At 59.7% G+C, this 23,635-nt stretch carries 19 protein-coding genes; 6 read left to right on the forward strand and 13 right to left on the reverse strand.

The genetic code is table 11. The annotated features are described in order from the left end of the window. Positions 1–50 precede the first annotated feature (50 nt). On the forward strand, positions 51–1,742 hold the full coding sequence (locus tag GNP00_RS10410) for a thiamine pyrophosphate-requiring protein (protein WP_041544813.1): 1,692 nt from the start codon (positions 51–53) through the stop codon (positions 1,740–1,742). A 243-nt stretch (positions 1,743–1,985) separates the two neighbouring features. Continuing rightward, positions 1,986–3,086 (forward strand): ABC transporter substrate-binding protein, encoded by a 1,101-nt coding sequence (locus GNP00_RS10415; protein WP_011582253.1) that lies wholly within the window; start codon positions 1,986–1,988, stop codon positions 3,084–3,086. A gap of 160 nt (positions 3,087–3,246) precedes the next feature. Here GNP00_RS10415 and GNP00_RS10420 read toward each other — a convergent pair whose 3' ends face one another. Both GNP00_RS10420 and GNP00_RS10425 read right to left on the reverse strand, forming a co-directional pair. Continuing rightward, positions 3,247–4,101, reverse strand: coding sequence for an aldo/keto reductase (locus GNP00_RS10420; RefSeq protein ID WP_011582254.1), 855 nt, complete (start codon positions 4,099–4,101; stop codon positions 3,247–3,249). Between the two features lie 65 nt (positions 4,102–4,166). Beyond that, positions 4,167–5,009, reverse strand: coding sequence for an oxidoreductase (locus tag GNP00_RS10425; protein WP_011582255.1), 843 nt, complete (start codon positions 5,007–5,009; stop codon positions 4,167–4,169). A 114-nt stretch (positions 5,010–5,123) separates the two neighbouring features. On the opposite strand from GNP00_RS10425, the gene GNP00_RS10430 reads away from it, so the two are divergent. Next, a complete protein-coding gene (locus GNP00_RS10430) occupies positions 5,124–6,017 on the forward strand; it encodes a LysR family transcriptional regulator (protein WP_011582256.1) in 894 nt (297 codons plus the stop codon). A 304-nt stretch (positions 6,018–6,321) separates the two neighbouring features. Further along, a complete protein-coding gene (locus GNP00_RS10440) occupies positions 6,322–7,458 on the forward strand; it encodes a DJ-1/PfpI family protein (RefSeq protein ID WP_011582257.1) in 1,137 nt (378 codons plus the stop codon). 206 nt (positions 7,459–7,664) lie between these two features. Here the strand turns inward: GNP00_RS10440 and GNP00_RS10445 are convergent, their stop codons facing one another. The 11 genes from GNP00_RS10445 to GNP00_RS10495 form a co-directional block, all read right to left on the reverse strand. After that, the gene (locus tag GNP00_RS10445; protein ID WP_049764816.1) at positions 7,665–8,546 is read right to left on the reverse strand and encodes an alpha/beta hydrolase; all 882 of its coding nucleotides are present in this window, start codon (positions 8,544–8,546) and stop codon (positions 7,665–7,667) included. Positions 8,547–8,790: 244 nt separating this feature from the next. Further along, positions 8,791–10,248, reverse strand: a complete 1,458-nt coding sequence (locus GNP00_RS10450; RefSeq protein WP_011582259.1) for a 3-hydroxyacyl-CoA dehydrogenase NAD-binding domain-containing protein — start codon at positions 10,246–10,248, stop codon at positions 8,791–8,793. Positions 10,249–10,255: 7 nt separating this feature from the next. After that, positions 10,256–11,263 (reverse strand): NADPH:quinone oxidoreductase family protein, encoded by a 1,008-nt coding sequence (locus tag GNP00_RS10455; protein WP_011582260.1) that lies wholly within the window; start codon positions 11,261–11,263, stop codon positions 10,256–10,258. Then, a complete protein-coding gene (locus tag GNP00_RS23355; protein WP_011582261.1) occupies positions 11,260–12,780 on the reverse strand; it encodes a 3-hydroxyacyl-CoA dehydrogenase family protein in 1,521 nt (506 codons plus the stop codon). Before GNP00_RS23355 ends, GNP00_RS10455 begins: the two co-directional genes overlap by 4 nt. Then, positions 12,777–13,943 (reverse strand): acyl-CoA dehydrogenase family protein, encoded by a 1,167-nt coding sequence (locus tag GNP00_RS10465; RefSeq protein ID WP_011582262.1) that lies wholly within the window; start codon positions 13,941–13,943, stop codon positions 12,777–12,779. The genes GNP00_RS23355 and GNP00_RS10465 overlap by 4 nt, the downstream gene beginning before the upstream one ends. After that, positions 13,944–14,648, reverse strand: a complete 705-nt coding sequence (locus tag GNP00_RS10470; RefSeq protein ID WP_011582263.1) for an SDR family NAD(P)-dependent oxidoreductase — start codon at positions 14,646–14,648, stop codon at positions 13,944–13,946. Continuing rightward, positions 14,641–15,414 (reverse strand): enoyl-CoA hydratase/isomerase family protein, encoded by a 774-nt coding sequence (locus GNP00_RS10475; RefSeq protein ID WP_011582264.1) that lies wholly within the window; start codon positions 15,412–15,414, stop codon positions 14,641–14,643. Before GNP00_RS10475 ends, GNP00_RS10470 begins: the two co-directional genes overlap by 8 nt. Further along, the gene (locus tag GNP00_RS10480; protein WP_246259259.1) at positions 15,411–17,087 is read right to left on the reverse strand and encodes a class I adenylate-forming enzyme family protein; all 1,677 of its coding nucleotides are present in this window, start codon (positions 17,085–17,087) and stop codon (positions 15,411–15,413) included. Before GNP00_RS10480 ends, GNP00_RS10475 begins: the two co-directional genes overlap by 4 nt. Beyond that, positions 17,047–17,826, reverse strand: coding sequence for an enoyl-CoA hydratase-related protein (locus GNP00_RS10485; RefSeq protein WP_011582266.1), 780 nt, complete (start codon positions 17,824–17,826; stop codon positions 17,047–17,049). Before GNP00_RS10485 ends, GNP00_RS10480 begins: the two co-directional genes overlap by 41 nt. A 30-nt stretch (positions 17,827–17,856) precedes the next feature. Then, a complete protein-coding gene (locus GNP00_RS10490) occupies positions 17,857–19,083 on the reverse strand; it encodes a CaiB/BaiF CoA transferase family protein (protein WP_011582267.1) in 1,227 nt (408 codons plus the stop codon). A 62-nt stretch (positions 19,084–19,145) separates the two neighbouring features. After that, positions 19,146–20,780, reverse strand: a complete 1,635-nt coding sequence (locus GNP00_RS10495; RefSeq protein ID WP_041544814.1) for a sigma-54 interaction domain-containing protein — start codon at positions 20,778–20,780, stop codon at positions 19,146–19,148. Between the two features lie 209 nt (positions 20,781–20,989). Here GNP00_RS10495 and rpoN point away from each other — a divergent pair, with 209 nt between their 5' ends. Both rpoN and GNP00_RS10505 read left to right on the forward strand, forming a co-directional pair. Then, positions 20,990–22,360, forward strand: a complete 1,371-nt coding sequence (rpoN, locus tag GNP00_RS10500) for an RNA polymerase factor sigma-54 (protein ID WP_011582269.1) — start codon at positions 20,990–20,992, stop codon at positions 22,358–22,360. Positions 22,361–22,431: 71 nt separating this feature from the next. Further along, positions 22,432–23,544: a CoA transferase gene (locus tag GNP00_RS10505; protein WP_041545589.1), complete on the forward strand. Its 1,113-nt coding sequence runs from the start codon at positions 22,432–22,434 to the stop codon at positions 23,542–23,544. The last annotated feature ends 91 nt before the right edge of the window (positions 23,545–23,635 follow it).

The raw sequence follows: 23,635 nt of genomic DNA on the forward strand, positions 1-23,635 counted from the left end.
ACACCAGCCATGACAGATAGGGGAACGCTTTGACTCAATCTTCCGATCACATGGCATGCCGGACAGGCGCCGCCGAATTGCTTCGCGGGCTTAAGGCCAACGGCATTGAGTACCTTTTTGCAAATTCTGGTACCGATTTCCCTTCGATTGTCGAAGCTTACGCCAATCTCCCAGCGCGGGAAGCACCCACGCCCTTGATCGTACCACATGAAACGGCGGGCATCGGTATGGCACACGGTTATTATCTGATGACCGGAAAGCCGCAGTCGGTCATGGTGCATGTCAATGTCGGGCTGGCGAATTCAATCATGGGGATCATCAACGCCGCGAGCGACAATATTCCGGTGGTGGTTATGTCTGGCCGCACGCCTGTTACAGAACATGGGCGCCTTGGAGCCCGGGCAACGCCGATCCAATACGGCCAGGAGATGTTCAATCAAAGCTCCCTGGTCGCCGATCTCGTGAAATTCCACTACGAGATGCGCTATCCGGAGCAGGCGGGCATGCTGGCAACCCGAGCAACGAGCCTGGCCATCAGCGAACCCCGTGGGCCTGTGTATCTGAGCCTGCCGAGCGAAGCCCTGGCCGAGAAAACCGAGGATGGTCTTGCGCCGCCTCCGGCGGGGCAGGTCGCTGCAACGCGGTCTGCTCCCGAGCCCAGTTCCATTGCCCGCGCAGCCGCTTGGATCGCGCAGGCCCGCTCTCCGCTGATCATATGTCAGCGGACCGACCCCGCGGGCCTGGATGCTGCGGCGCTGATCCGGCTGGCGGAGGCTCATGCCATTCCGGTGGTCGAACCCTTCAGCCTACGCAACGTGATGGCCAGCGACCACCCGCTGTTTCTAGGGTACGACGTCAAGGACCCTTTAGCCGCCGCCGATGTGGTCATCGTGGTCGACTGCCTCGTGCCATGGATCGAAAAACATCATCGGCCCGACCCCGCGAAAAGGATCATTCATATCGGCCCTGATCCGACATTTGGAAGACTGCCAATGCGCAGCTATCAGGCCGATCTCGCAATTGCCGGAGACACTGCACTAACCCTGGATGCGCTCAATGCAGCGCTTACCTGCTCGCCAGATGCCGTCGCCACGCGCCGCAAACTGTACACGGCTATGTCGGCAAAGCGCGTTGCGTCCGCCGACAACACTGCGCTGAACGGGCAAGCAGACCCGATGTCTGCGGAATGGATGAGCCGTTGCCTCTCTGACATTATGGACGATCGCGCGGTGCTGTTCACCGAGCTTGGAGTCGTGCCGGGGGCGATGCGCCTTGCTGGTCCCAACCGCCTCTTTACAGTCCCGCATTCGGGGGGGCTTGGCTGGGCATTGCCGGCAGCGCTGGGCGCACAGCTTGCCGATCGTGATCGCCTGTGCATCGCCTGCGTTGGCGATGGCTCGTACATGTTCGCCAACCCCGTAGCCTGCCACCAGATTGCCGAAGCACTGCGTCTCCCGATTTTGATCATCGTGAAGAACAATGGCCTCTGGAACGCTGTACGAAGATCGGTGCGGAACATGTATCCCGCGGGCGCTGCCAGCCAGATGAATACCATGCCGCTCACCTCCCTCGAACCATTGCCGGATTTTACACTGATCGCGAAGGCAAGCCGGGCCTATGCTGAACGGGTGACAAACGGGCAGGATCTCCCCGGTGCCTTGAAGCGCGCCTGTGCCGCCATTATCGAGGAGCGGCGGGCCGCCCTGCTTGAACTGCAGGTCCAGATCTCCGACCTCTACTGACACTGCCCCAGGCGCCGGTCGTCTGTCACTTTCCCAAAGGAAAGGCTCCAGACGGTGATGAAGCACATGGCGCCGAGCCCTCTTCAGCAGACCGACTAGGTAAGCGCTCCAGAAACGATCTCTAACCACGCCTCCGTTTGCTTAGCATGGAGAAGCCGCCTGTCCTTGGCTGACGGTACGCGCATATTGCGTGGTTTTCTAGATTGTGCATAAATTTTAGTTTCACACATATGGGAGGGAAAAATGCACTATCTGAACCGCATGCTGAGCCGCCGGCGCTTTCTTGAGGTATCGGCATTTACAGGGGGAGGGCTGTGTTTGTCCGGCGTCGGAGCGTTGGCCCAGGACGAGATCGCGAGGCTATACGAAGATGCAAAGCAAGAGGGCGCGGTATCATATTACGCGGGCGGCCCCATCGCTCCGCATCAAGCGGACATCGAAGCCTTTTCCAAAGAGTTCCCGGGCATCAGCTTCGATCTGAAGACCGGCTTTTCAAATCAACTTGTGCCGCCGATCAACGACCAGATTGCTGCTGGCAAGCTTGAGGCCGACATCGCCAACCTGCAGACAATCCAGGACATCGAAGCCTGGAGGCAGGCCGAGGTCCTCGCCTCCTACCGCAGCCCGAATTTCGATGCGATCCTCGACACGTTCAAGGAAGAGGACGGCACCAGCGTTGGCGTGCATGTCTATGGTTTATGCTATGGTTACAACCCTAATCTGGTGGCGGCCGAAGATGTGCCGAAATCGGCGCCTGACTTCCTGGATTCAAAGTTCCGCGGCAAAATCATTTCCACCTACCCCCAAGACGACGACATCACGCTCTATCTGTACTGGACGATCGTCGACAAATATGGCTGGGGATACATGTCCGAGCTGATGAAAAATCAGCCGCGCTTTATTCGTGGTCATCTGGGAATCGCGCAGGAGATCGCGGCTGGTAATGCGGCACTTTCATTCGACGCATCGGTAACCACGATCACCCGCGCGCAAGCCGCCGGGGGCACAATCGAGGCCGCATTCTCGCAGACTGACCCCATGCCTATCTGGGACAATCGACTCTGCATCTTCAAGGATGCGCCGCACCCAAATGCCGCGAGACTGTTCCAGACTTGGCTTCTATCACGCGAACATCAGATCGCGGCTGGGCTCTGGTCAACGCGCCGCGACGTCGAACCGGAGGGCGGAAAATTCAAAGGCATCGACGAGTATTTCACGGCGCACAATTTCAAGGATTTTATCCTGCAGCCGGCTGACGAGCTCCAGGAGTTGCGCGTACGTTTTGAGTCCTTTATCGGGCCCGTTGAGGGCATGCCGGTGCTTTCTGCGCCAGCCAAAAACTAGACGGCCAGGTCCGAAAATTATCGGCTTTCTCGGCGCCATGCGTTGTTGGATGACGCGGGCGCATTCCGCGCGTCATCTCTCTTGTCTCCGCCGCTTGGCCCCGGAGCGGGAAGGAGGACGCGGAAATTCAGCGCCCTCCGTGGGGATGCGGGCGGAACGACTAGGCTGTGGCGTCGAGCTCGGCTACTTCGGCACTCGTCAGCCTCAGAGAGGCCGCCCCTACGTTCTCTTCCAGATGGGCGACCCGCAGCGTGCCGGGTATGGGTAGCATGACCGGGCTGCGCTGCAAGAGCCAGGCAAGCGCCACCTGACCGGAGGTGGCCTCATGCGCCCTGGCGATGCGATCCACCACCCCGCCGGGCCGGGTCAAATTGCCAGCCGCCAACGGATACCACGGGATGAAGCCGATGCCGTTCGCCGCGCAATAGGCCAGCACCTCCTCGCTGCCGCGATCCACGAGGTTATAGCGGTTCTGCACCGTCGCCACCGGGAACATCTTGCGGGCGGCTTCGATCTCCTCAACCGAGACCTCGCTCAGCCCTGCATGGCGGATGATGCCTTCGTCCAGAAGCTGCCTGACCGCGCCGAACTGCTCGTCGCGCGGCACTTTTCGGTCGATGCGGTGGAGTTGCCACAAATCTATCCGCTCCACCCCAAGCTTCTTGAGACTACCCTTGGCGCGTTCGATCAGATAGTCCGGTCGGCCGTTCGGGGTCCACACATCCGGGCCGCTCCGCGTAAAGCCCGCCTTGGTGGCGACCAGCAGCCCGTTATAGGGATGCAGCCCCTCGCGGATCAGTTCTTCGGAAACGTCCGGGCCGTAGCTGTCGGCGGTGTCAATGAAGTTGACGCCGATCTCGGGCAAGCGGCGCAGCGTGGCGAGTGCCGCGTCGCGGTCAAGGGGAGGCCCCCAGATGCCAGGGCCGGTGATCCGCATGGCACCGTAGCCCAGGCGGTTGATCTCGATGTCTCCGATCCGGAACTGGCCGGAGTGGCTGGCGTCGATTGTGCTCATGGTTGTTTTCCTTTGTCTGTGTTGCTGGAGGAGGACAGTGGGATCTGGCTTCTCGGGACCAGAGGTCAGGCCCGGGAATCCTCGGCGAAATCCGTCGAAAGCGTCACGTCCTTCCAGGCATCGTATTCGGCGCTCAGTTCGGCCAGCTTGCGGTCGACCAGCGCAACCGCGTCGGAGCCGAGCAGCAAATGCGCCGGCGGCTCGGGGCTGTTCACCAGCCGCACCACAGCCTCGCCCAGCTTGGCTGGATCGCCGATCTGATTGCCGCTCATCGCCAGCCGCCTTTCGCGGATCGGATTCATCAGCGCATCGTAGTCGCCGATGCCGCGCGGCGCACGGATCATCGACCGGCCGGCCCAGTCGGTGCGGAACGACCCCGGTTCGACCGCAGTGACGCGGATGCCGAAATCCTTCACCTCTTTGCCAAGCGCCTCGGACAACCCCTCGAGCGCAAACTTCGAGCCGTGATAAAAGCTGAGGCCCGGCATGGTGATCAGCCCGCCCATCGATGTGATGTTGACAATATGTCCCGCACGGCGCTTGCGCATCGAAGGCAGCACAGCCTTGGTGACGGCGACGGCGCCGAAGACGTTCACTTCGAACTGATGGCGCAGATCGTCCATGGTCGATTCCTCGAAGGTGCCCTCGTGACCGTAGCCGGCATTGTTGACCAGCACGTCGATCGGACCGACTTCACGCTCGACGAGATCCACCGTCGGCTGAATCTTCGCGTCATCGGTTACATCGAGGATGACGCCGAACGAGCGGCCCGGGGCTATTGCTGTAAACGCCTTCTTCTGTTCCTCGTTGCGCAGGGTTCCGATAACGCGGTCGCCGGCCGCAAGGGCCGCGCTGGCAATGGCACGGCCGAAGCCGGAACTCACGCCCGTGATGAACCAGGTTTTCATGAATGACACTCCTTGGACTATCTCCGGCAGTTCCGCCGTTGCCCAGTATCTAAATTTTTTGTCGCATGAGATTAGGCACTGGATTTTTCCTGAGGTGCTGAGCAGAATTCAGGAATGTCACGGATTGAACCCAACGACCTGTCGGTTTTCCTCGCCATCGCCCATCATCGCAGTATCCGAAAGGCCGCCGATATGTTGGGTGTTACGCCCTCGGCGCTCAGCCATTCGCTGCGAGGGATTGAAGAACGGCTGGGGGTCCGACTCTTTAACCGAACGACGCGCAGTGTTGCGCCGACCGAGGCTGGTGAAAGGCTTTTCGACCGCATCGCGCCGGCGTTCAGAGACATCGAAGATGCGCTCGAGGACCTGAACACCTTTCGCGATACGCCTACGGGCAGCCTCAGGATTAATGCCGGCCGCTCATCGGCCGAGACCGTGCTGATCGACGTCGTGGCCAGATTTCTCACCGCATATCCCAATGTGAGCGTGGAGATCGTGGTCGAAAACGCGCTGGTGGACATGGTCTCGCAAGGCTTCGACGCAGGAGTACGGTTTGGCGAGGTTCTGGCCCAGGATATGATCGCCGTTCCATTGGGACCGCCGCAGCGCAATGCCTATGTGGCTTCGCCAGCGTTCTTCCGGCGCTACTCCATGCCGACGCATCCAGAACAGCTCAAGGAGTTGCCCTGCATACGGTTCCGGTTTCAGAGCGGTCGGTATTATGCGTGGGAATTCGAGCGCGACGGCGCCGAACTGGCGGTCGAGGTTGAAGGGCCGCTGACTGTGGGTGAGCAGGACCTTGGCATCCGCGCCGCGCTACGGGGCACAGGTATCGCTTTTGCCTTTGAGGACCAGGTCGGGGATCTCCTGGCCGAGGGCAAGCTGGTGCGTGTTCTGGAAGACTGGTGTCCGTATTACAAGGGTTACCACCTGTATTACCCTAGCCGCCGGCAGCTACCGGCGACCTTGAGGGCTTTCGTGGATTTTGTCCGAAGCACGGGCAAATGAGCTGAGTTTTTTAGTGCCATCGATCCGCACAGCCGCTTTCGCCGCGTCGAGGTCTGCATCCGCGAAAACGATATGGGGCGACTTGCCGCCAGCTCGAGCGCGACGGGGATCAGCCGCTCGGCGGCAGTCTTGGCGAAAGATGCCTTGGCGCTGTTGAACACCGATGCCGGGCCTTATGCGTCACTGGTGGGAACTACAATCGATTTGTCATTTCTGCCATATATTCGGACTGCTAGATTCCTGCGAAATCAGCGAGGCAGCGCCAACTCACGGCCTATCCAATGCTCTCACTGGAGAATTAGCCATGTCGAAGTCCATCTTTGTCTGGGGTGGTGTCGCGGTCGTCCTGCTTGGGCTGGCCGGCTTTGGCGCCTGGGTTTTCAGTCTGCCTTCCGCTACCGCCGCCGCGGAGGCTCCGCCTGTGCCGCAGGAAGAGACGGAAGCCATGCTCGCCGCACTACGGCACGAAGGGGAAGACCGTCCCGTTGTTGCGGTCATCGGGCTCAACGACGCCACTGAGACCAATGACTATATAACGACAACCGGCATTCTGAGGCGTGCCAACATCGCCGATGTGGTGATGCTGGCAACCGGACCGGGCCCAGTCCAGCTCTATCCCGCGCTTCGGGTGGAGCCGGACGCAACCATCGCAGAGTTCGACGCTGAGCATCCCGAAGGGGCTGACTATGTCATCGTTCCGGCGATGAGCCGCGATGACGAGCCGGTGGTGCTTGCCTGGCTGCAGGACCAGTCCCGCAAAGGGGCAAAGATCCTCGGGGTATGCGCAGGGGCAAAAGTGGTCGGCGCGGCCGGCCTGCTCGACGGCAAGCGTGCGACAACCCACTGGTATTACCGCGGAGAGCTGCTCAAACGCAGCCCAACCATCGATTATGTCGCCGACCGGCGCATGGTGGCCGATGGAAATGTCGTGACCACGACGGGCATCACCGCCGCCATGCCGATGATGCTGACGCTGATCGAAGCACTCGCCGGGCACGAGAAGGCTGAAACGGTCGCCCATGATCTCGGTGTCAACTCCTGGGATATGCGTCATGCGAGCGATGCGTTCAAACTGACCCGCCCTTTCGCGACCACGGTTTTGGCCAACAGGGCTTCGTTCTGGATCCACGACATCTGGGGTATTGAGCTTCAGCCCGGCATGGACGAGGTGTCCCTCGCTCTTGTTGCCGATGCCTGGTCGCGCACCTACCGATCGGGCGCGGTCACATTTGCAGAGTCTACATCCGCCATCACAACGGTCAACGGTGTTCGCGTCCTGCCGGATCGTGCCGGCGACGACTGGCCGGAGGATCGTCGCATCTCGATCTTCCCCGACCAGCCAGCTGCAGAAGCACTGGAGCGCACACTCGATACGATCACCAACCGCTACGGCGAACGCACGGCGAATGTCGTGGCAATGCAGCTCGAATACCCGCGCTAGACAGATCCGATCGACTTAACGTCGGGGGAAGAGACATTGTGCGCCATTGGCACAGAAGGCGCTCGTTGCTGCGCATTACCACGCTATCATGGTTCGTACTTTTCATGGAGCCGCATTAGCCCTGCTGCGTCGGCGGAAGAACTTGGCAATAACCATTGAATGCTGATTGCTGGCTCTTCGCCGACGCGACGCAGTGTAAGTTTCGCTTAGTGACTGAAATGAGCTGACACAAAGCGCCCGATGCTGTCGATCGAGTCTTTGGCTTCAGGAAGAAGTTGAGGGTAAAGCTGCCACTGATGCGTCACGTGCGGCCAGACTTCCAGCGTCACGGAAACGTCGGCCGTCGCAGCGTTTCGGGCAATGGAGAGCGTATCGTCCAGAAGGAGCTCACCCGCACCCACCTGCATGAAGATCGGGGGCAAATCGGTTAGCTGCGCATTGATTGGAGATGCATCGGGACTGGCCGGATCCTTCCCTGCCATATACGTCTCGGTAACCTTCAAAATACCGTTGCGGGTGAGGAGTTTGTCGCGGGAGGCATTTTCTTCCGCCGATTGCCCCGTCGCGTTCAAATCCGCAATCGGGCTTAACATAACCAAGGATGCCGGACGCCCCATTCCGCGATCCCTCAAATACAGGGCAGCTTCGAGGACAATGTTGCCTCCCGCGGAATCGCCTGCGATCGAAATTCTTTCAGGTTCGTAGCCTTGCTCGACAAGCCATGAGAAGCTGATGACCGCATCCTGGATCTGGGAGGGATAAACATGTTCGGGCATACGGCGGTAATCGATTGCCACCACGTCCGTCGCCGCGCTCTTTGCCAGCGCCTCCCCCAGATATTTATGCGTTTCACTGGAACCGCTGTAGAATCCGCCACCATGTATGTACAATATGACATTCGCCGATCTCTCCTTCTTGTCGGAGTGATAGATCCACAAACCCGGAACGCCATTGGCCTCGATGGGCTCAGAGGCCGCGTCGAATGTCTGGCCAAGTGACTCAATAAACGTTGCGAAGGCTTCCCTCCCTTCAAGATAGCCGTTGGCGGATTTTCCTGCCGCGCTCCTCATCGAGTCGATCTGCTCCATTGAACTGGTGGACGGGCCTGCATATGCGGGCAAATGGGAATATGCCAGAAGCGCAAAAGTGATTTTGGCAAGTAGTAATCTTGTCATTGTAAACTCCCCCTCTATGTTCGATACGCGTCCTGCGACGCAGCCCAATTAAGTGCGCGACAATGCCCAGCACCATCGTTGCCCCCTCCCCCACGAGTTGCTTGAAACGCTGTCATCGCGGGGTGCGGCGAGCCCGCGGGGTTCGGGATAAACTGACTTAAGCCGCGCTAACCTCCCGGTCCCAGCCTTCTTCCATAACAGCCTTGCGCAGCGCGAACGATGCCCGGTAGCGCATGTCGCCCGTCATAGTCATTAACTGATCGAGAACCGCTAGAATGCGCGCGAGGCCGATGTCGCGAGCCCATTCGATCGGTCCGCGTGGATAGTTCACGCCGAACCGCATGGCCAAATCGATACTCTCTTCGTCAGCGACACCTTGCAACACCGCCTCGAAGGCTTCATTTGCAATCAGTGCTAGCGTCCGCATAACGACCAGCCCCGGCCGATCCGGCAACTCAGTAGCGCTGTAACCTTGCCCAGCAAGCGTTGCCACCAGCGCCGCGCGAACACCATTCGGCACATCAGGCGAGGTCGCAAAGCCTACGCGTCCCTTCTCGGGCGCCTCCGCGCAAAGGTCCAGTATTATCGCTGGACGCCCTTCCTCTTGTGCACGTTGCATCGCGGTTCGCCCATCGGTTAGGGCGATCAACACATCCTGGCGCCACTGCTCGCCGCCAAGATCCAGCGGCGCCCAGCTTGACGTGGCGGAACGGGCCAACGTGGCCGGAGTGACGTCCGGCCCATCGCCGGCATAGGAGTAGAAACCATGCCCGGTTTTCCTTCCGAACCGCCCGGCATCAACAAGCTCGCGCTGCATGAGAGAGGGGCGGAAGCGAGGCTCGTAGTGATATGCTTCGAAAACAGAGGTACTGACGGCATAATTTATGTCATTGCCGATGAGATCCATCAGCTGAAATGCCCCCATCCGAAAGCCACCACCTTCTCGCATGAGAGCGTCGAGCGTAGCAATGTCGGCCATCCCCTCCTCAGCCAGACGCAGAGGCTCACCATAGAAAGCCCGCGCGACCCTGTTGACGATGAAGCCAGGCGTGGATTTCACATGGACCGCCGTCTTGCCCCATGCCCTTGCGGTGGCATGAGTGATCTGGGCGACCTCGGGCGAGGTGGCCAGTCCCGAGACGACCTCGACAAGTTTCATAATGGGCGCCGGGTTGAAAAAATGCATGCCCACCAAACGCTCCGGGCGTTTAAGTGCGGCGCCAATCGCGGTGATCGAGATCGAGGAGGTATTGGTGGCCAGGATAGCATCCTCCGCAAGGATGGCTTCAAGCTGGGCAAAGACTTTCTGCTTGACGTCCAGGCGTTCGACAATCGCTTCGACCGTCAGCGCGGCAGGCGCCAGATCCTCCAATTTTTCAGCGATGGTGATCCTGCCGATGATCTCCTCGGCACGCTTCTGTTCCATTTTGCCGCGCTTGACCAGTGTGGCTAGTTCTTTGGCGGTGCGCTCAAGGCCTGACGCGGCGGCTCCGCTCGCGACATCGAACAGCAGCACCTTGTGCCCGGCAGCCGCCGCAACCTGCGCGATGCCCGCGCCCATGGTGCCCGCACCGATGACGCCAATGCTGCAAGTATTAGGAATTTCCGTCATCATTCTTCTTTCAATGAGTTTCCGGCAGTAGAATTATCTTTCCACGTGCATCGCCCATCGCGACTGCCTCAAACGCCTCGGCAGCGCGCGATAGCGGCAACCGGCGCGAAATTCGCGGCGAAAGCCGGCCGCTGCGCCACAGATCGAAGATCTTTGCCTGTGCGTCGCGAATGCCCTGCGGATCGCGAGCCTGGTAATCGGTCCACTGCATGCCGCAGACGCTGATGCCCTTGATCAACAGATAATTGCCCTTGAATGAAGGGATGTCGCCCGAAGCAAAGCCCACCACCACGAGCCGGCCGTGCCATGCAAGCGTGCGTAACGCTGCTTCGCCCACACTTCCGCCGACCGGATCGATCACCACATCAACACCGGCTCCGCCCGTCACCGATCTTACGCCGTGGCGCAGGACCTCTTTGAGTTCTCCTTGCCTTGTGTCGATCACATGATCGGCACCCATCTCCCTGGCTATTTCCGTGCCTTCCTTGCCTCGCGTCGCAGCAATCACACAGCTTGCGCCCAAGGCGCGGGCAAGTTGGATAGCGGCCATTCCGATTCCACCGGTCGCCCCTAGCACCAGAACGCTCTCACCGGGTTGCAGCAACGCGCGCCGCGTCAGCGCCGCATGAGCCGTCTGATAGGCAAGGCCGAGTGCGGCCCCGATGTCGCTGGGCACGTCTTCTGGTGCAATGAAGCAAAAGCGAGCAGGCACGCGCGCTTTCTCTGCATGGGTTCCCGCATGGGCGCCATCGGGCAGAGCGAGCACTCTTTGGCCCAAGACGAAATCTGCCACTTCCGGTCCGACAGCGGATACGCGGCCAATCGCGCCAAGGCCCGGAATGAACGGACGCGGAGCGCGCACCTGATACATTCCTTCGATCTGAAGGATATCGGGAAAATTTACATCGGAGGCTTCGATGTCGATCACAAGCTCGCCAGTCCCTGGCACAGGGTCGGGCATCTGCTCGACTAGAACGTGCCTGAACGGTGCGAATTCGTGGCTGACGACCGCTTTCATACGGGGCCTCGTTGTGCCGCGCGATCGGCAGCGACCACGGCGCGCCGCGCCGGCGCATATGCCGGAAGCCCCGTCAGCCGGTAGATCTCTCCGCTCACGGCACAGTGATAGGCCAGTCCTCCTCGGGTCACACGTTCGATCGGGCCCTCGGGATATCCCAGGCCCAGGCGGCAGGTCATGTCCATGTCCTCGGCCGTTGCCAGCCCCTCGTCGAGAAGGCGCAGAGCGTCGTTGTATTTCGGCCGAACGAGACGGTCGACGATGCGGCCCGGCTGATCTGCGCAGATCACCACATCGAAACCCGCATCCTCGAAGATCGCGCGGGCAGCCATGATCGCTTCGGCATCCGTGCGGGGCTGGCGGACCAGCTCAACCAAATTTGTCGGCGCGTCCCCGCCGTTACGATAACGCGCGAAGCCAAGCACATTTGATCCTTCGCGCCCCGAATTCTCACCGGTATGAAAGCCAAGGCATTCGCTGCCCAACTCAACGAGTACCGCCTTCCGCCCGGAATCTTCCTGATAAGCGCCGCCAAGACAAACAAGCACCTCGCCACCATCTACAGCTCTTGAGAGGAACGCATCATCGCCCTTGGGAAAGGACCGGCTCTCACCTGCTGCCATGGCCTCGAAAGAGGGTACTCGGCTGGCGCGCTTGGGCTCATATCCCGTCAGCAGGCCCTTGCCGGATTTATTTCCCAGAACACCAGCGGCAACCATGCGGCGCAGTATCGGCGGAACAGAGGCGCGTTTGTCCAGCGTGATCGGATAGAACGCCTCGCCCAGCCGGACCTGTGTATCAAGTCCGATCAGGTCCAGCAGCGTGCAGGGCCCCATTTTATAGCCAAGACCCGAGCGTATCGCCAGGTCGATATCCTCAGCTGTGGCAAGTCCAGCCTCTATGGCGCGCAACACGTCGTTATTGAACGGAACCAGAAGCGCGTTGAGGATGAAGCCTGGCTTATCCTGCGTCTCGACCGGCAATTGCCCCGCCGCCTTCGTCCACGCAAGGGCGGCGGAAAAGACGCCGTCGGAAGTGTTGATGCCGCGTGACATCTCGACCAGTTTCATCAGCTGAGCGGGCAGGCAAAAATGCGTTCCCACCACGCGGTCCTCACGGCCGCAGCCCGACGCGATCTGTGTGATTGAGAGAGTCGAAGTGTTGGAGGCCAGTATGGTCTCGGGCTTACAGATCTCGTTCAGACTGCGGAACAGCTGCTGCTTAGCCTCGAGGTTTTCGAAGATCGCCTCGATGATCAGGTCGCAATCAGCCAAATCCTTCAGATTGGTCGAAGTCGTCATCCGGGATAAAGCATTGTCGCAATCGTCCGGGCTCATCCGGCCCTTTTCCACCGATTTGCGAAAAAAATCCTCAGCAGCGCCGATGCTACGTCTCAACGCTTCGCCATTCTGGTCGAAACAGATTGTCTGAAAACCGGCTCGGGCAGCCACCATCGCTATACCCGCCCCCATGGTTCCGCCTGCGCCGCAGATGGCAACCTTCTTGATCTCGGTCATTTTGTTCTGAAGCTCCGTCCGATGAGTTGGCGGTGAATCTGGTTCGTGCCTTCCCAGATCTGGGTGATCTTGGCATCGCGCATCAGCCGCTCGGCGCGGTAATCGCGGCAATAGCCGTATCCGCCGTGCATCTGCACGCATTCGATGGCCATCTTCATTGCGAGATCGGACGCGCGCAACTTGGCAACAGATGCGGCCAAGCCGATGTCGGAAACCTTCGAATCCACAAGCGAGGCGACGTGGTCTATCCAGGTTTCCAGCATGGCAAGTTCGCATGCAAGATCAGCAAGCGTAAATTGATTTCCCTGGAAATCCAGTATCTTGCGCCCGCTTTGCACTCTATCGTTCCCATAAGAGACCATGTCTCGAAAAGCGGCGCGGGCGATGCCGCGCGCATGTGCCGCGACCGACGGTCGAGAATGGTTGAGCGAGGCCAGCAGGATGGACAGGCCATCGCCTGGCTCTTTGAGAAGATTGGCCCTCGGAACACGAACATTGTCGAAGGAGAGCGTGCAGGTGGACGAAGCGTTGTGCCCCATCTTCCGCTCCTTCGAAACCACCTCAAAGCCCTCGGCGCCCTTCTCAAGGATAAGCGCGGAAATGGCTTTCTTTGGGTCCTCGATCTGGCTCCACTTACCAAACAGGAGGTAGAGATCGGCGACGTCGCCATTCGAGATGAAGATCTTCGAACCGTTGACAACGATCTCGTCGCCGTCGGGAGAAAAGCTGGTCTTCATGGAGGTGGCGTCCGAACCGGCGCTTGGCTCGGTAATCGCCAGCGCGCCCAATCCCCCCGCGGCGATCCGCGGGAGCAGACGTTCGCGCTGCGCATCATCGCCGAACTCGACCAGCGGCTTCATCCCGTGGAAATTGGTAGCATAAATGATGCCTGTCGACGCACAGGCCTCGGAAATTATGGAGACGATCTCAAGGTAGAGAGCGTAAGACATCGGCATCCCGCCATAAGCCTCGGGCAGGAAAATCGTATTCAATCCGAGCTCGTTGATTGCCTCCACGTTTGCCCAGGGAAAATCGCCGCTCTCGTCGTAGGCAGCGGCGTTCGGGCGGATCACCTTCTCTACCATGCGCTCGACCTGGTCGATGACGGCGCGTTCGTCGTCGTTCCATTTGCGGGCGGCGTTTATCTGCTCGAGTAGTTGCATCTAATGGTTTATCCCTTGCGCGCCATCGACATAGATAGTTTCACCCGTGAGAAACCCGATCTCCTCGTTGAACAATGCCGCGACGAGCCGGGCAACGTCCTCCGGGTTGCCGGGCCCGCCGGTTGGAATTCGTCCTTCCATCCAGTTGCGCACCTTCGCGCGGGACAGATATTCGCGGTTGAGATCGGTCTCGATATAGCCAGGCGCGACGTTTATCACGCGGATCCCATATTTGGCCCACTCCACCGCCTGTACCCGCGTCATCGCGGCAACCGCGGCCTTCGAGGCGCAGTAGGCGAGGTTATCGGGAACGCCAAGCTTATCGAAGAAGGAGCCTATATTGACGATTGTACCGCCCGCGGCCCTCAGATGGGGAAAAACCTCGCGCGCGGCGACCATCACCGCGGTGGTGTTGAGCGCGAAAGTCTTTTCGAAATCCCTTGTTGTCACCGTGGCGGCCGAGCCTGGAATATGGACGCCCGCATTATTGACGAGCCCCACGAGCGGACCTGACGCGCCGATTTCGGCGAAAGCGCGCCTTACCGCAGACTCGTCGGTCATGTCGCAGATGACCTGCCTGCCCACATCCCCCTTGCCTGAGCGCGAAAGGCAGACCGGCAGGTAACCACGCCGCGCGAGCTCAGAGGCGACGGAAAGGCCGATCCCCTTGGATGCGCCGGTGACGATGATCTGCCGATTATTCATCCTTAAACTCCGCCTGGCGCTTTTCCTCGAAAGCCGCCATGCCTTCCTCCGCGTCAGCGGTGCGATATGCCAGCGTGGACAGCTCCGCTTCCATCTGAAGCCCGTCGGCAAGCGGCATTTCTGCGGCACGCTGCACCGCCCGGCGAGCAAGTTCCAGAGAGGGCAAGCTGAACCGCGTGAAGCGGCGGGCGAAGGCGACACCGGCTTCCCAAAGGTCCCCGTCGTTTACGACTTGGTGTATCAGCCCAATACGCTCGGCCTCTTCAGCCGCCACGGAGCGCCCGGTCATGATCATCTCGAGAGCCCGCGCCTCGCCCACGATGCGTGGTAGGCGTTGCGTTCCGCCATAGCCGGGGATGAGCCCTAATTTGACCTCCGGCAGGCCGAACAGCGCGTTGGAGCTTGCAATGCGGAAAGTTGCCGCCAGGGCCAATTCAAGCCCGCCGCCGAAGGCATAGCCATTGATCAGTGCCACCGAGGCGATCGGCAAACGGTCGAGCCGGGCGAAGGTCGCCTGGCCGGCTTCAGCGCCGCGTTTCTGCTCCGACAGGCTACGATGACGCAATTCCTTAATGTCGGCGCCGGCGCAAAACGCCTTCTGGCCAGCCCCCGTTATGAAGAGCGCGCGCACATCTCGCCAACCGGCCACTTCGTCAAGCGCATCGGCGATATCCTTCAAAAGCGCGAAGGACAATGCATTCAAAGCCTCTGGGCGGTTCAGCGTAAGAAGCGCAAACTCTTCCTTTCGAACCAATGTGAGTGTCATCTGCTTGCTACCTTGGGGGTGGTGTATCGGACGGGCTCCGGCGCAATTTCGCTCCGGCGCACCATTTCCGTCAGTTCACGTTTAAGTATCTTCCCGCTCGGGGTCAGCGGCATAGCCGGCAAGCTTATGAACCATTCGGGCATGTCGTATTTCGACAGCCCCTCTGCGGCGAGATGGTCCATCAGTTCTCGCGCGCTTATCTCGCCGATGACCGCAATGCAGACCTTTTCACCCAAACGTTCGTCCGGCACGGGGAAAGCGGCCACTTTTTCAACGCGCGGATGCGTTGCGGCCAGAGCCTCTATGCGGGAAGGAAAGATGTTATGCCCGCCACGGATGATCAGATCCTTGATCCGTCCCTCGACGCGCAAATTGCCGTCGGCATCGAACGAGCCCAGATCGCCCGACAACAAATATCCATGACGGTTGAACGTCTTTTCAGTCGCGGCTTGGTTGGCGTAATAACCCAGCATCAGTGCCGCGCCACGCCCGCCGATTTCGCCCGTCTCGCCAGCCGGCATCTCACGGTCGGGATCCTGCGGGTCCCAAATTTTGACCTCATAGGCCGTTCCGCCACGGCCACAGGTCGCGACCGCCACCTCCAATGGGTCGTCGGGATGGGTGTACTGATGCGACGAACACTCGGTCATGCCGTAGATGTTTTGCGGCTTGATGCCCTGTTGCGCGAAGCTCCTGGCGATCGCGTCAGGAATGGGCGCACCCGCCATGTAAAATATCCGGACCTTCCCCATGCTCTTTTGTGCACGGAGCTTCTGTTCGCTTAAAAGGTCCATCGCGTGGGTCGGTACACCCAGCACATAACTCGCGCCGGTTTCTTCGATCCAGCTCAGCATGTTGGGAATGGTCTTCGGCTCATACAGAACGAATTCGGCGCCGCTGAGCAACCACTGCGCCGCCGCGACCCAGCCTATGTGATGCGATAGCGGGCTCAGCGTCAGGATTACGTCCTTCTTGGATATTCCCCAATCACTCACGAGGTTCCGAGCGTTGGCCAGCAGCGTATTGCATGAGTGCATCACGCATTTGGGCGTGCCGGTGGAGCCGGAAGTAAACGCGAGATAAGCGACACTGTCGGGATTGTCGTGCGCGTCCGCCGAGATGTGCGTGATGTGCATCGGCAGCCGGCCTGCCTTATAGATCTTCTTCAGAAATGGCAGCTTTGCCGCCATCTCCTCAAAATTGTGCCTGTCGCGGTCCACGCCCCAGCCCTCCGCGGTCAATAGCGCGGAAGCCTGAAGCATGGTCAGCAGATCGATAATCTGCGCGCAGGTGTAGCTGTGATGAAGCGACGGGTTGCATGCCGCACCAATTCGCGAGCACGCCAGAAAGGCTACGACCACATCCACGCTGCTCGGCATCCAGATCGACACGCGGTCACCCGCCACAATGCCACGCTCGGCAAAATCATCGGCCAGGGCATCGACCCGTGCCCGCAACGTGCCCCAGTCTATGCGCTCGCTGCCATCTCGCAGGGCGTTTGCCGAAGGCATATGTTCGGCATGTCTACACATCAAATCGTAGAACGTGTCGTCGCCCCACAGGCCCTTTCCATAGAAGGATCTGGCCTGTCCGGGATCGTGCAGTGTCAGGAATGGTCGCATGCCGCTCTCGTCAATGGCCGAATTTGGAGCTATCGGGCTCACGCCGTTCATTGAAGCTTGCGAAAAGCTCCTTCTGTTCTTCCGTGCCCAGATATTGGGACAACAGCAGATCGTGCGTCACGCGTGACAAGCCGGCGACGCCTCCATGCCGCGCCAGGAAAGCGCTTTTGATCGATGCAAGCGCAAACGCACCCCGACGGGCGATCTCGAGCGCGAATTCGCGCGTTTTTTCCTTCAGCTGATCGTCGGGAACCACGCGGTTGATCAGACCGATGTCCAGAGCCTCGGCGGCTGTCATCTTGTTGTTGCAGTACCAAATTTCCTTGGCGCGCTTCTTCCCGACAAGATCCTCCAGATACCAGGTGCCATAACCGGCATCAAAAGAGCCCATCGACGGCCCGACCTGACGAAAAATCGCGCTTTCCTTCGCAATGGTGAGATCGCAGACGACCTGAAGCACATTGCCCCCGCCCACGGCGAAGCCATTGACCGAGGCAATGACCGGCTTTTGCAGCTTATCGATCGCGTCATATATCTCCAGAACTGGCAGCGTTCCCGCATAGAGCTTGGAATCCTCCATGCCGGTCTTTTCTCCGCCGATGCAGAAGAATTTATCGCCGGCGCCCGTCAACACGATGACGCGGGTGCGCGTCTCCCGCCGTATCTCGTTGAGGCAATCGCGGATCTCGTGGCACATGGTGGCCGTAAACATGTTGCCATTGTCCGGACGATTCAGCGTAATGGTGCCGATTGGTCCGTCTTCTTCATAGAGGATCTGCTGGTAGGTCATTTGATGTCCTTTCACTCGCTCCGGAATTCACTAACAAGCGCCGCGAAACCTGGTCAGCACCTCCTCTGTGTGCTGGCCCAGAAGTGGCGGGCCCGACCGCGGTATTGCCGACGCACCGTCGATGCGTATGCCCAGACCAATCTGCGGCACCTTCCGGTCGCCGTCCTCTAGCGTGTAGAACATGCCCCGTTCCTGTAGTGCGCGGTCGTGGGCCACGTCCGAAACGGTGTTGATGGGGCCGGCAGGCACCCGTGCCCGCGCAAAAATGTCCAGCCATTCGCGGCTCGTTCGGCAGCGCAAGATGGACTGGATATGTGAAACTATCTCGTCTCGCCTCTCGCGACGTCTCGTATTGGAGGCAAACTCCGGGCGGGCTCCGTATTCGGGATCGCCCAGCCCCGCCCAAAACCTCGTCCAGATCGCGTCCGAGCCGATCCCGATAGTGATTGGACGATCGGCGGTTTCGAAGCACTGATACACCGCGATAACGCTGTCTGTGCCACCCGAGCGCACCGGAACCTCTCCAGACCCTAGATAGCTTGAAATGCGGCATGTCAGAAAGCGCGTCATGCTTTCCACCAGGCTTATGTCGATTTTGGCGCCCCTTTTGCTGGTCTGCCGGGCAAAAAGCGCCGCCATGACAGCCATCGCCGCATCCTGCCCGGCCAGCATGTCCGCGGCGGGCGCACCGATCTTCTGCGGCGGCCCGTCTGCCGCGCCCGTGATATCCATTATGCCGGAATATCCTTCGGCAATGAGGTCGTAGCACGTCAGATCGGATCGCTCCCCATCAACGCCAAAGCCGGTAATCGAAACAAAAACGACCGAGTCGTTGATGGATCTGAGCGTATCATAATCGAGACGCAGCTTGCGCTGAACGTTCGGCGGCTGGTTGCTGACGACCACATCCGCCGTTGCCGCCAGCGCCTCGAAGCACCTTCGTCCCTCTGGCTCATTCATGTCCAGAACGACACTTTTCTTGTTGCGGTTCACCGAAGTGAACCACAGCGCCTCCTCGTCTAAAAAGGGAGGGCCCCAATGACGCGCGTCATCTCCCGCGGGGCGCTCGATTTTGATGATTTCGGCGCCAAAATCCGACAGCAGCATAGTTGCGTATGGTCCGGCGACAGAGGTGGTCAGATCCAGCACCCTGATGCCATTGAGCATTTTGAAGCCCTCACCGGGCCTCACGACCGGAAGGCGGGACCAAGGAGCCTCAACCCCATCACGGCTCGCGCCTGCTACTGTAGCTTCCATTATCAGTCTCCCGTTTCAACGGAAGACTTCGCAATCACCGTGCCAAACCCCGGCAGATTTGTTCAGCCCGAAAGCTTCTTGTAGAGATAGCTGCGCGAGATCCCCAGATACTCGGCGGCCTTCTTCTTGTTGCCGTGGAACCGGTCGAGCGCCGCCACGACAAGTTCCTGTTCGACGCGATCCAGCGTGTCACGCAGGGAGCCAGGTGTGTCCGTTCTAACGACGCTCGCCTCGCGCGGCGCAGCGCGCCCCATCCGCTCAGCCTCCTGGAAATTCTCTATTCGCAATTTTCCATTGTCGCAGAACACAAGCGCGCGCTCGATGTTATGAAAGAGTTCACGCACATTGCCCGGCCAGCTTCGTTCCATGAGATAATCGGAGACATTGCTGTCTACCTCGGGAACATCCCGGCCATGCTGCGCCGACAGTTCCTTCAAAAAATGTGCGAGCAGCAGGGGGATGTCTTCCAGCCTATCCGCCAGTGGCGGAATCTGGATAATTATGGGGCTTATCCGGTAGAACAAATCGAGCCGGAAACGGCCCGTTTCGACAAAATCCGCAAGGTCGCGGTTTGTCGCCGAACATAAGCGAAAATCTATCTTCTTGGGGGTGGCGCCGCCGACCCGCTCGACAACACGGTCTTGCAGAATGCGCAGCAGCTTAGATTGCGTTTCAAGCGGCATATCGCCGATTTCATCGAGAAAGATCGTACCCTTGTCGGCCAGTTCGAACTTACCTGCACGGCCTTTCCTGTCGGCGCCTGTGAACGCGCCTCCCTCGTAGCCAAAAAGCTCGCTCTCAACCAGTTGCGCCGGCAGCGCGGCAGCGTTGACATTGACGAGCCGAGCATCGCGACGTGGGCTCATCATGTGGAGCGCTCGGGCAACCAATTCCTTGCCCGTTCCGCTCTCGCCTTGCACCAGAACGGGGATGTCCAGCGGCGCAATCTTGCGAATCTGGTCTCGCAGGCGAACCATAGCCTCGCTCTGCCCGATGATGCACGAGAGGTATTTCTCGGCCTCTGTGTGCTTGCGCTGCTCGGACTTATACGTGGCGATTTCCTGTTCCAGCGCACTGATCCGGCGCGCTAGCGCTTCCACCTGTTGCGGGCCCTTGAACATCACGCGGCCTATCGCGCCGACAATCTTTCCCCCTCGTCGGACCGGCAGGCGGGAAACCACGCGCTCGCTTCCATTCATCTTCTGGATCTGACCGATCTCGGCAATGCCGGTGCGCACCACGATATGCAGCCGCGTATTCTCGATCACGTCGCGTACTTTACGACCGATGCCGCCGCCCGGCTCCAGGCCGAAGAATTTCTCATGAACGGGCGAGACGTAGACGAGCCGTTCATCGGCATTGATTATGGCCATTCCATCATAGGGGTCGCTAAGCAACTGCTCTATAATGTCGAACGCGAAATCCACGTTCAGCAAAAATTTGATCGCGGTCGCTCCACGTTCCTCGAACAATGCGATGAAATGCCCGCCAACAAACGGGACGGCCAGCACCGCCATGCTCTGATCGTTTAAAGTGAGAGCGCTAAGCCGCCGCTCCGCCGCTTCAGCGAGCCAGGCGGGGTCGCTGATCATGGCGCGCACTCGCATGTCTGAGGCGGCGCCTGCGTGAAACTGCACCGCTCCCGTCGGATCGATTACCGCGATTCCATGCACGTGCTCGCCATCGCTGTGCGTCATTGCTTTTTCCTCCGCTGGACAGCGCATTGGCCGTGATGGCGCCATCTTGTGTCCTCAGCGCACACACAGTCAACCCGGTTTCCCGATAAAGTGTACACATACGGAAACTGGCACGAACATTGCATTTTGGAGTATCGACCGTGTCGTGCCGACCGACACGGGGAGAGACGTGAGGAGCTTCTGTCCAGTTCCTCTGCCAGGGAGGCAACATGAACATCGCCGTCAACTTGGGGGTTGGCGTCCGCCAATCGCTGACGATCAGCCGGGAGATGGTCCAGGCTGTTGAGATATTGCAATATGACCGTGAAGAGCTGGCAGCATTCTTGCGGGAGCAAGTAGAAAAAAATCCCCTGCTGCGCATGAAAGATCGTGCTGAAGCTGCTCCGGGACAAGGACTTGGCGAGCGCTGGAGGCGCGACTCCGGCGACAGGGCCTTTGCGACCGGGGCGGCAGGCGATGCTCCGGATATAGCCTCCTCCATTGGCGAAGAAGTCACGCTATCCGCGCACCTCCACCTTCAGCTTGCCTTGGTAAAGTGCACGCCAGAAGTGCGGGTCCGCGCCGGTCAAGTGATCGACTCGCTTGAGGAGGACGGATATCTGCGGCAGGACCCGGTGAAGCTGGCCGAGCTTCTCGGCTGCTCGCAAGATGAGATGGACGCGGCGATTGCTCTTGTGCAGACCTTCGATCCGGCCGGTGTCTGTGCGCGCAACCTTGCTGAATGTCTGCAGCTCCAGCTACGGGAGCAGGGGGAATTGCGCCCTGCAATGGCTGCTTTGCTTACCCACACCGATCTCATCGTGAAGGGCGAAGTCAAGCGCCTTGCAGCGATCTGCGGCGTGAGCGAAAGCGAGGTACGCGTAATGCTTCGAAAGTTGCGTAGCCTTGACCCAGCACCAGGACGCGCGCTGGATTGCACTCCCGTCTGTCCGGCCTTGCCGGACGTGTTGGTGGATTTGACGCCAACCGGGGCACTCAAAGTAGAGCTCAATCCGGATCTGATACCGAAGCTGCTGCTGGATCGGAGCTATCATGCTGAGGTTTCCTCGCAAATACGCGAGAAGGATGAGAAGAGCTATCTCGACGAATGCATGCGCAGCGGAGCTCTTCTGATGCGGAACCTCGATCGGCGCTTCACGACCATGCTGCGGATCTGTCGCGAGATCGTACGCCGGCAGGAGGCATATTTCCGGCACGGCTTGTCCCATTTGCGGCCGCTGACTCAGGGCGAGATCGCTCAGGAGCTGGGCATTCATGAATCGACGGTCAGCCGTGCTACGGCGAACAAATACATATTGTGCTCGCGTGGGCTCCTTCCTGTGAAATTTTTCTTTTCGGAGGCTTTGGGCGGCACAGGAACCGATGGCCTGGGCCATGCCTCCGAAACCATTCGCCGGCGCATCCGCGAGGTAGTGGACGGCGAAACGCCTGAAAAGATCCTATCCGATGATGTGATTGCCGCGCTTTTGCACGGTGAGGGGATCGATATAGCGCGGCGAACAGTCGCCAAATACCGCAGCCAGCTCAAAATACCCTCGTCAGCCGATCGGCGGAGACTTGCACGCCTGGAGTGTGCTTGATCCTGGTTTGGCATGTGCCTTGCGGAGCAATGTAGAGATCGAAGTTGTACGCGGCGAGCGAAAGGCCGGTTGTGGGACCATTGAGTGATTTGCTGGTGCTGGATTTCAGCACGCTTCTGCCCGGCCCTATGGCAACGCTGGTGATGGCGGATGCCGGCGCGGATGTGGTGAAGATCGAGCGCGCCGGAACGGGCGACGACATGCGCGGCTATGAACCCGCCATTGAGGGAGCCAGCGTGAACTTCACCATGCTCAACCGCGGCAAGTCGAGCATTGAAATCGATTTGAAGGCTCCTGGCTCGCTAGCCCGACTGCGCCCGCTGCTTGAAAAAGCGGATGTGCTTGTAGAGCAATTCCGCCCTGGGGTGATGGACCGCCTGGGCCTGGGATATGAGGATGTGAAGAGTCTCAATCCGGATATCATCTACTGCTCGATCTCCGGTTGGGGCCAAACCGGCCCCAAGGCGCATCTGCCGGGGCATGACATCAATTACATGGCCGAGACAGGCGTGCTCGGTCTGAGCGTTGGCGCCGATGGCGCGCCGGTCCTTCCGCCTGTGCTGGCGGCCGATATTGCAGGCGGCGCCTATCCCGCGATGATCAACATTCTCCTGGCCCTCAGGAGACGGGACCAATCGGGAAAGGGCTGCTGGATAGATATATCCATGGGAGAAAACCTGTTCCCCTTCGTTTATTGGGCGCTGGGAAATCTCAATGCGGTGGGAAGGGGCCCGATACCCGGCGGTGAGACGGTTACGGGTGGGACGCCTCGCTATCAGATCTATAGGACGCGCGATAACAAATTCATTGCTGCCGCGCCGCTTGAAGACAAGTTCTGGAAGAATTTCACGACAGTCGTGGGACTGCCGGCCGCTCTCTGCGACGATACCAAGGATCCGATCAGGACCCAGGCGGCAATTGCTGAAATCGTCGCCAGCAGGGACGCCGCGGAATGGGCAAGCGCCTTTGCCGGCAAGGATGTATGCTGCTCATGCGTCATGGAGCTGAGTGATGCGGTGCAAGATCCGCACTGGGCTGCGCGGAAGACTTTCTCGCGACTGGTTACGCGAGGAAACATGACCCTTCCTGCGCTGCCAAGCATACTCGCACCGGAGCTGCGAGACCCTGCCGCCGCGACCAGCGCTCCCCATCTGGGCGAGCACGATGCCCGCCTTGCTGATTGATTCCCGTCAGCAGACCGGCTCCACGAGGAGAGTGACATGCCTGCCGCGTATGTTTGCAACTATAACCGCTCGCCGGGTTCTCTCGGCCATG

The organism is Chelativorans multitrophicus (assembly GCF_011317445.1).
Lineage (GTDB): Bacteria > Pseudomonadota > Alphaproteobacteria > Rhizobiales > Rhizobiaceae > Chelativorans > Chelativorans multitrophicus.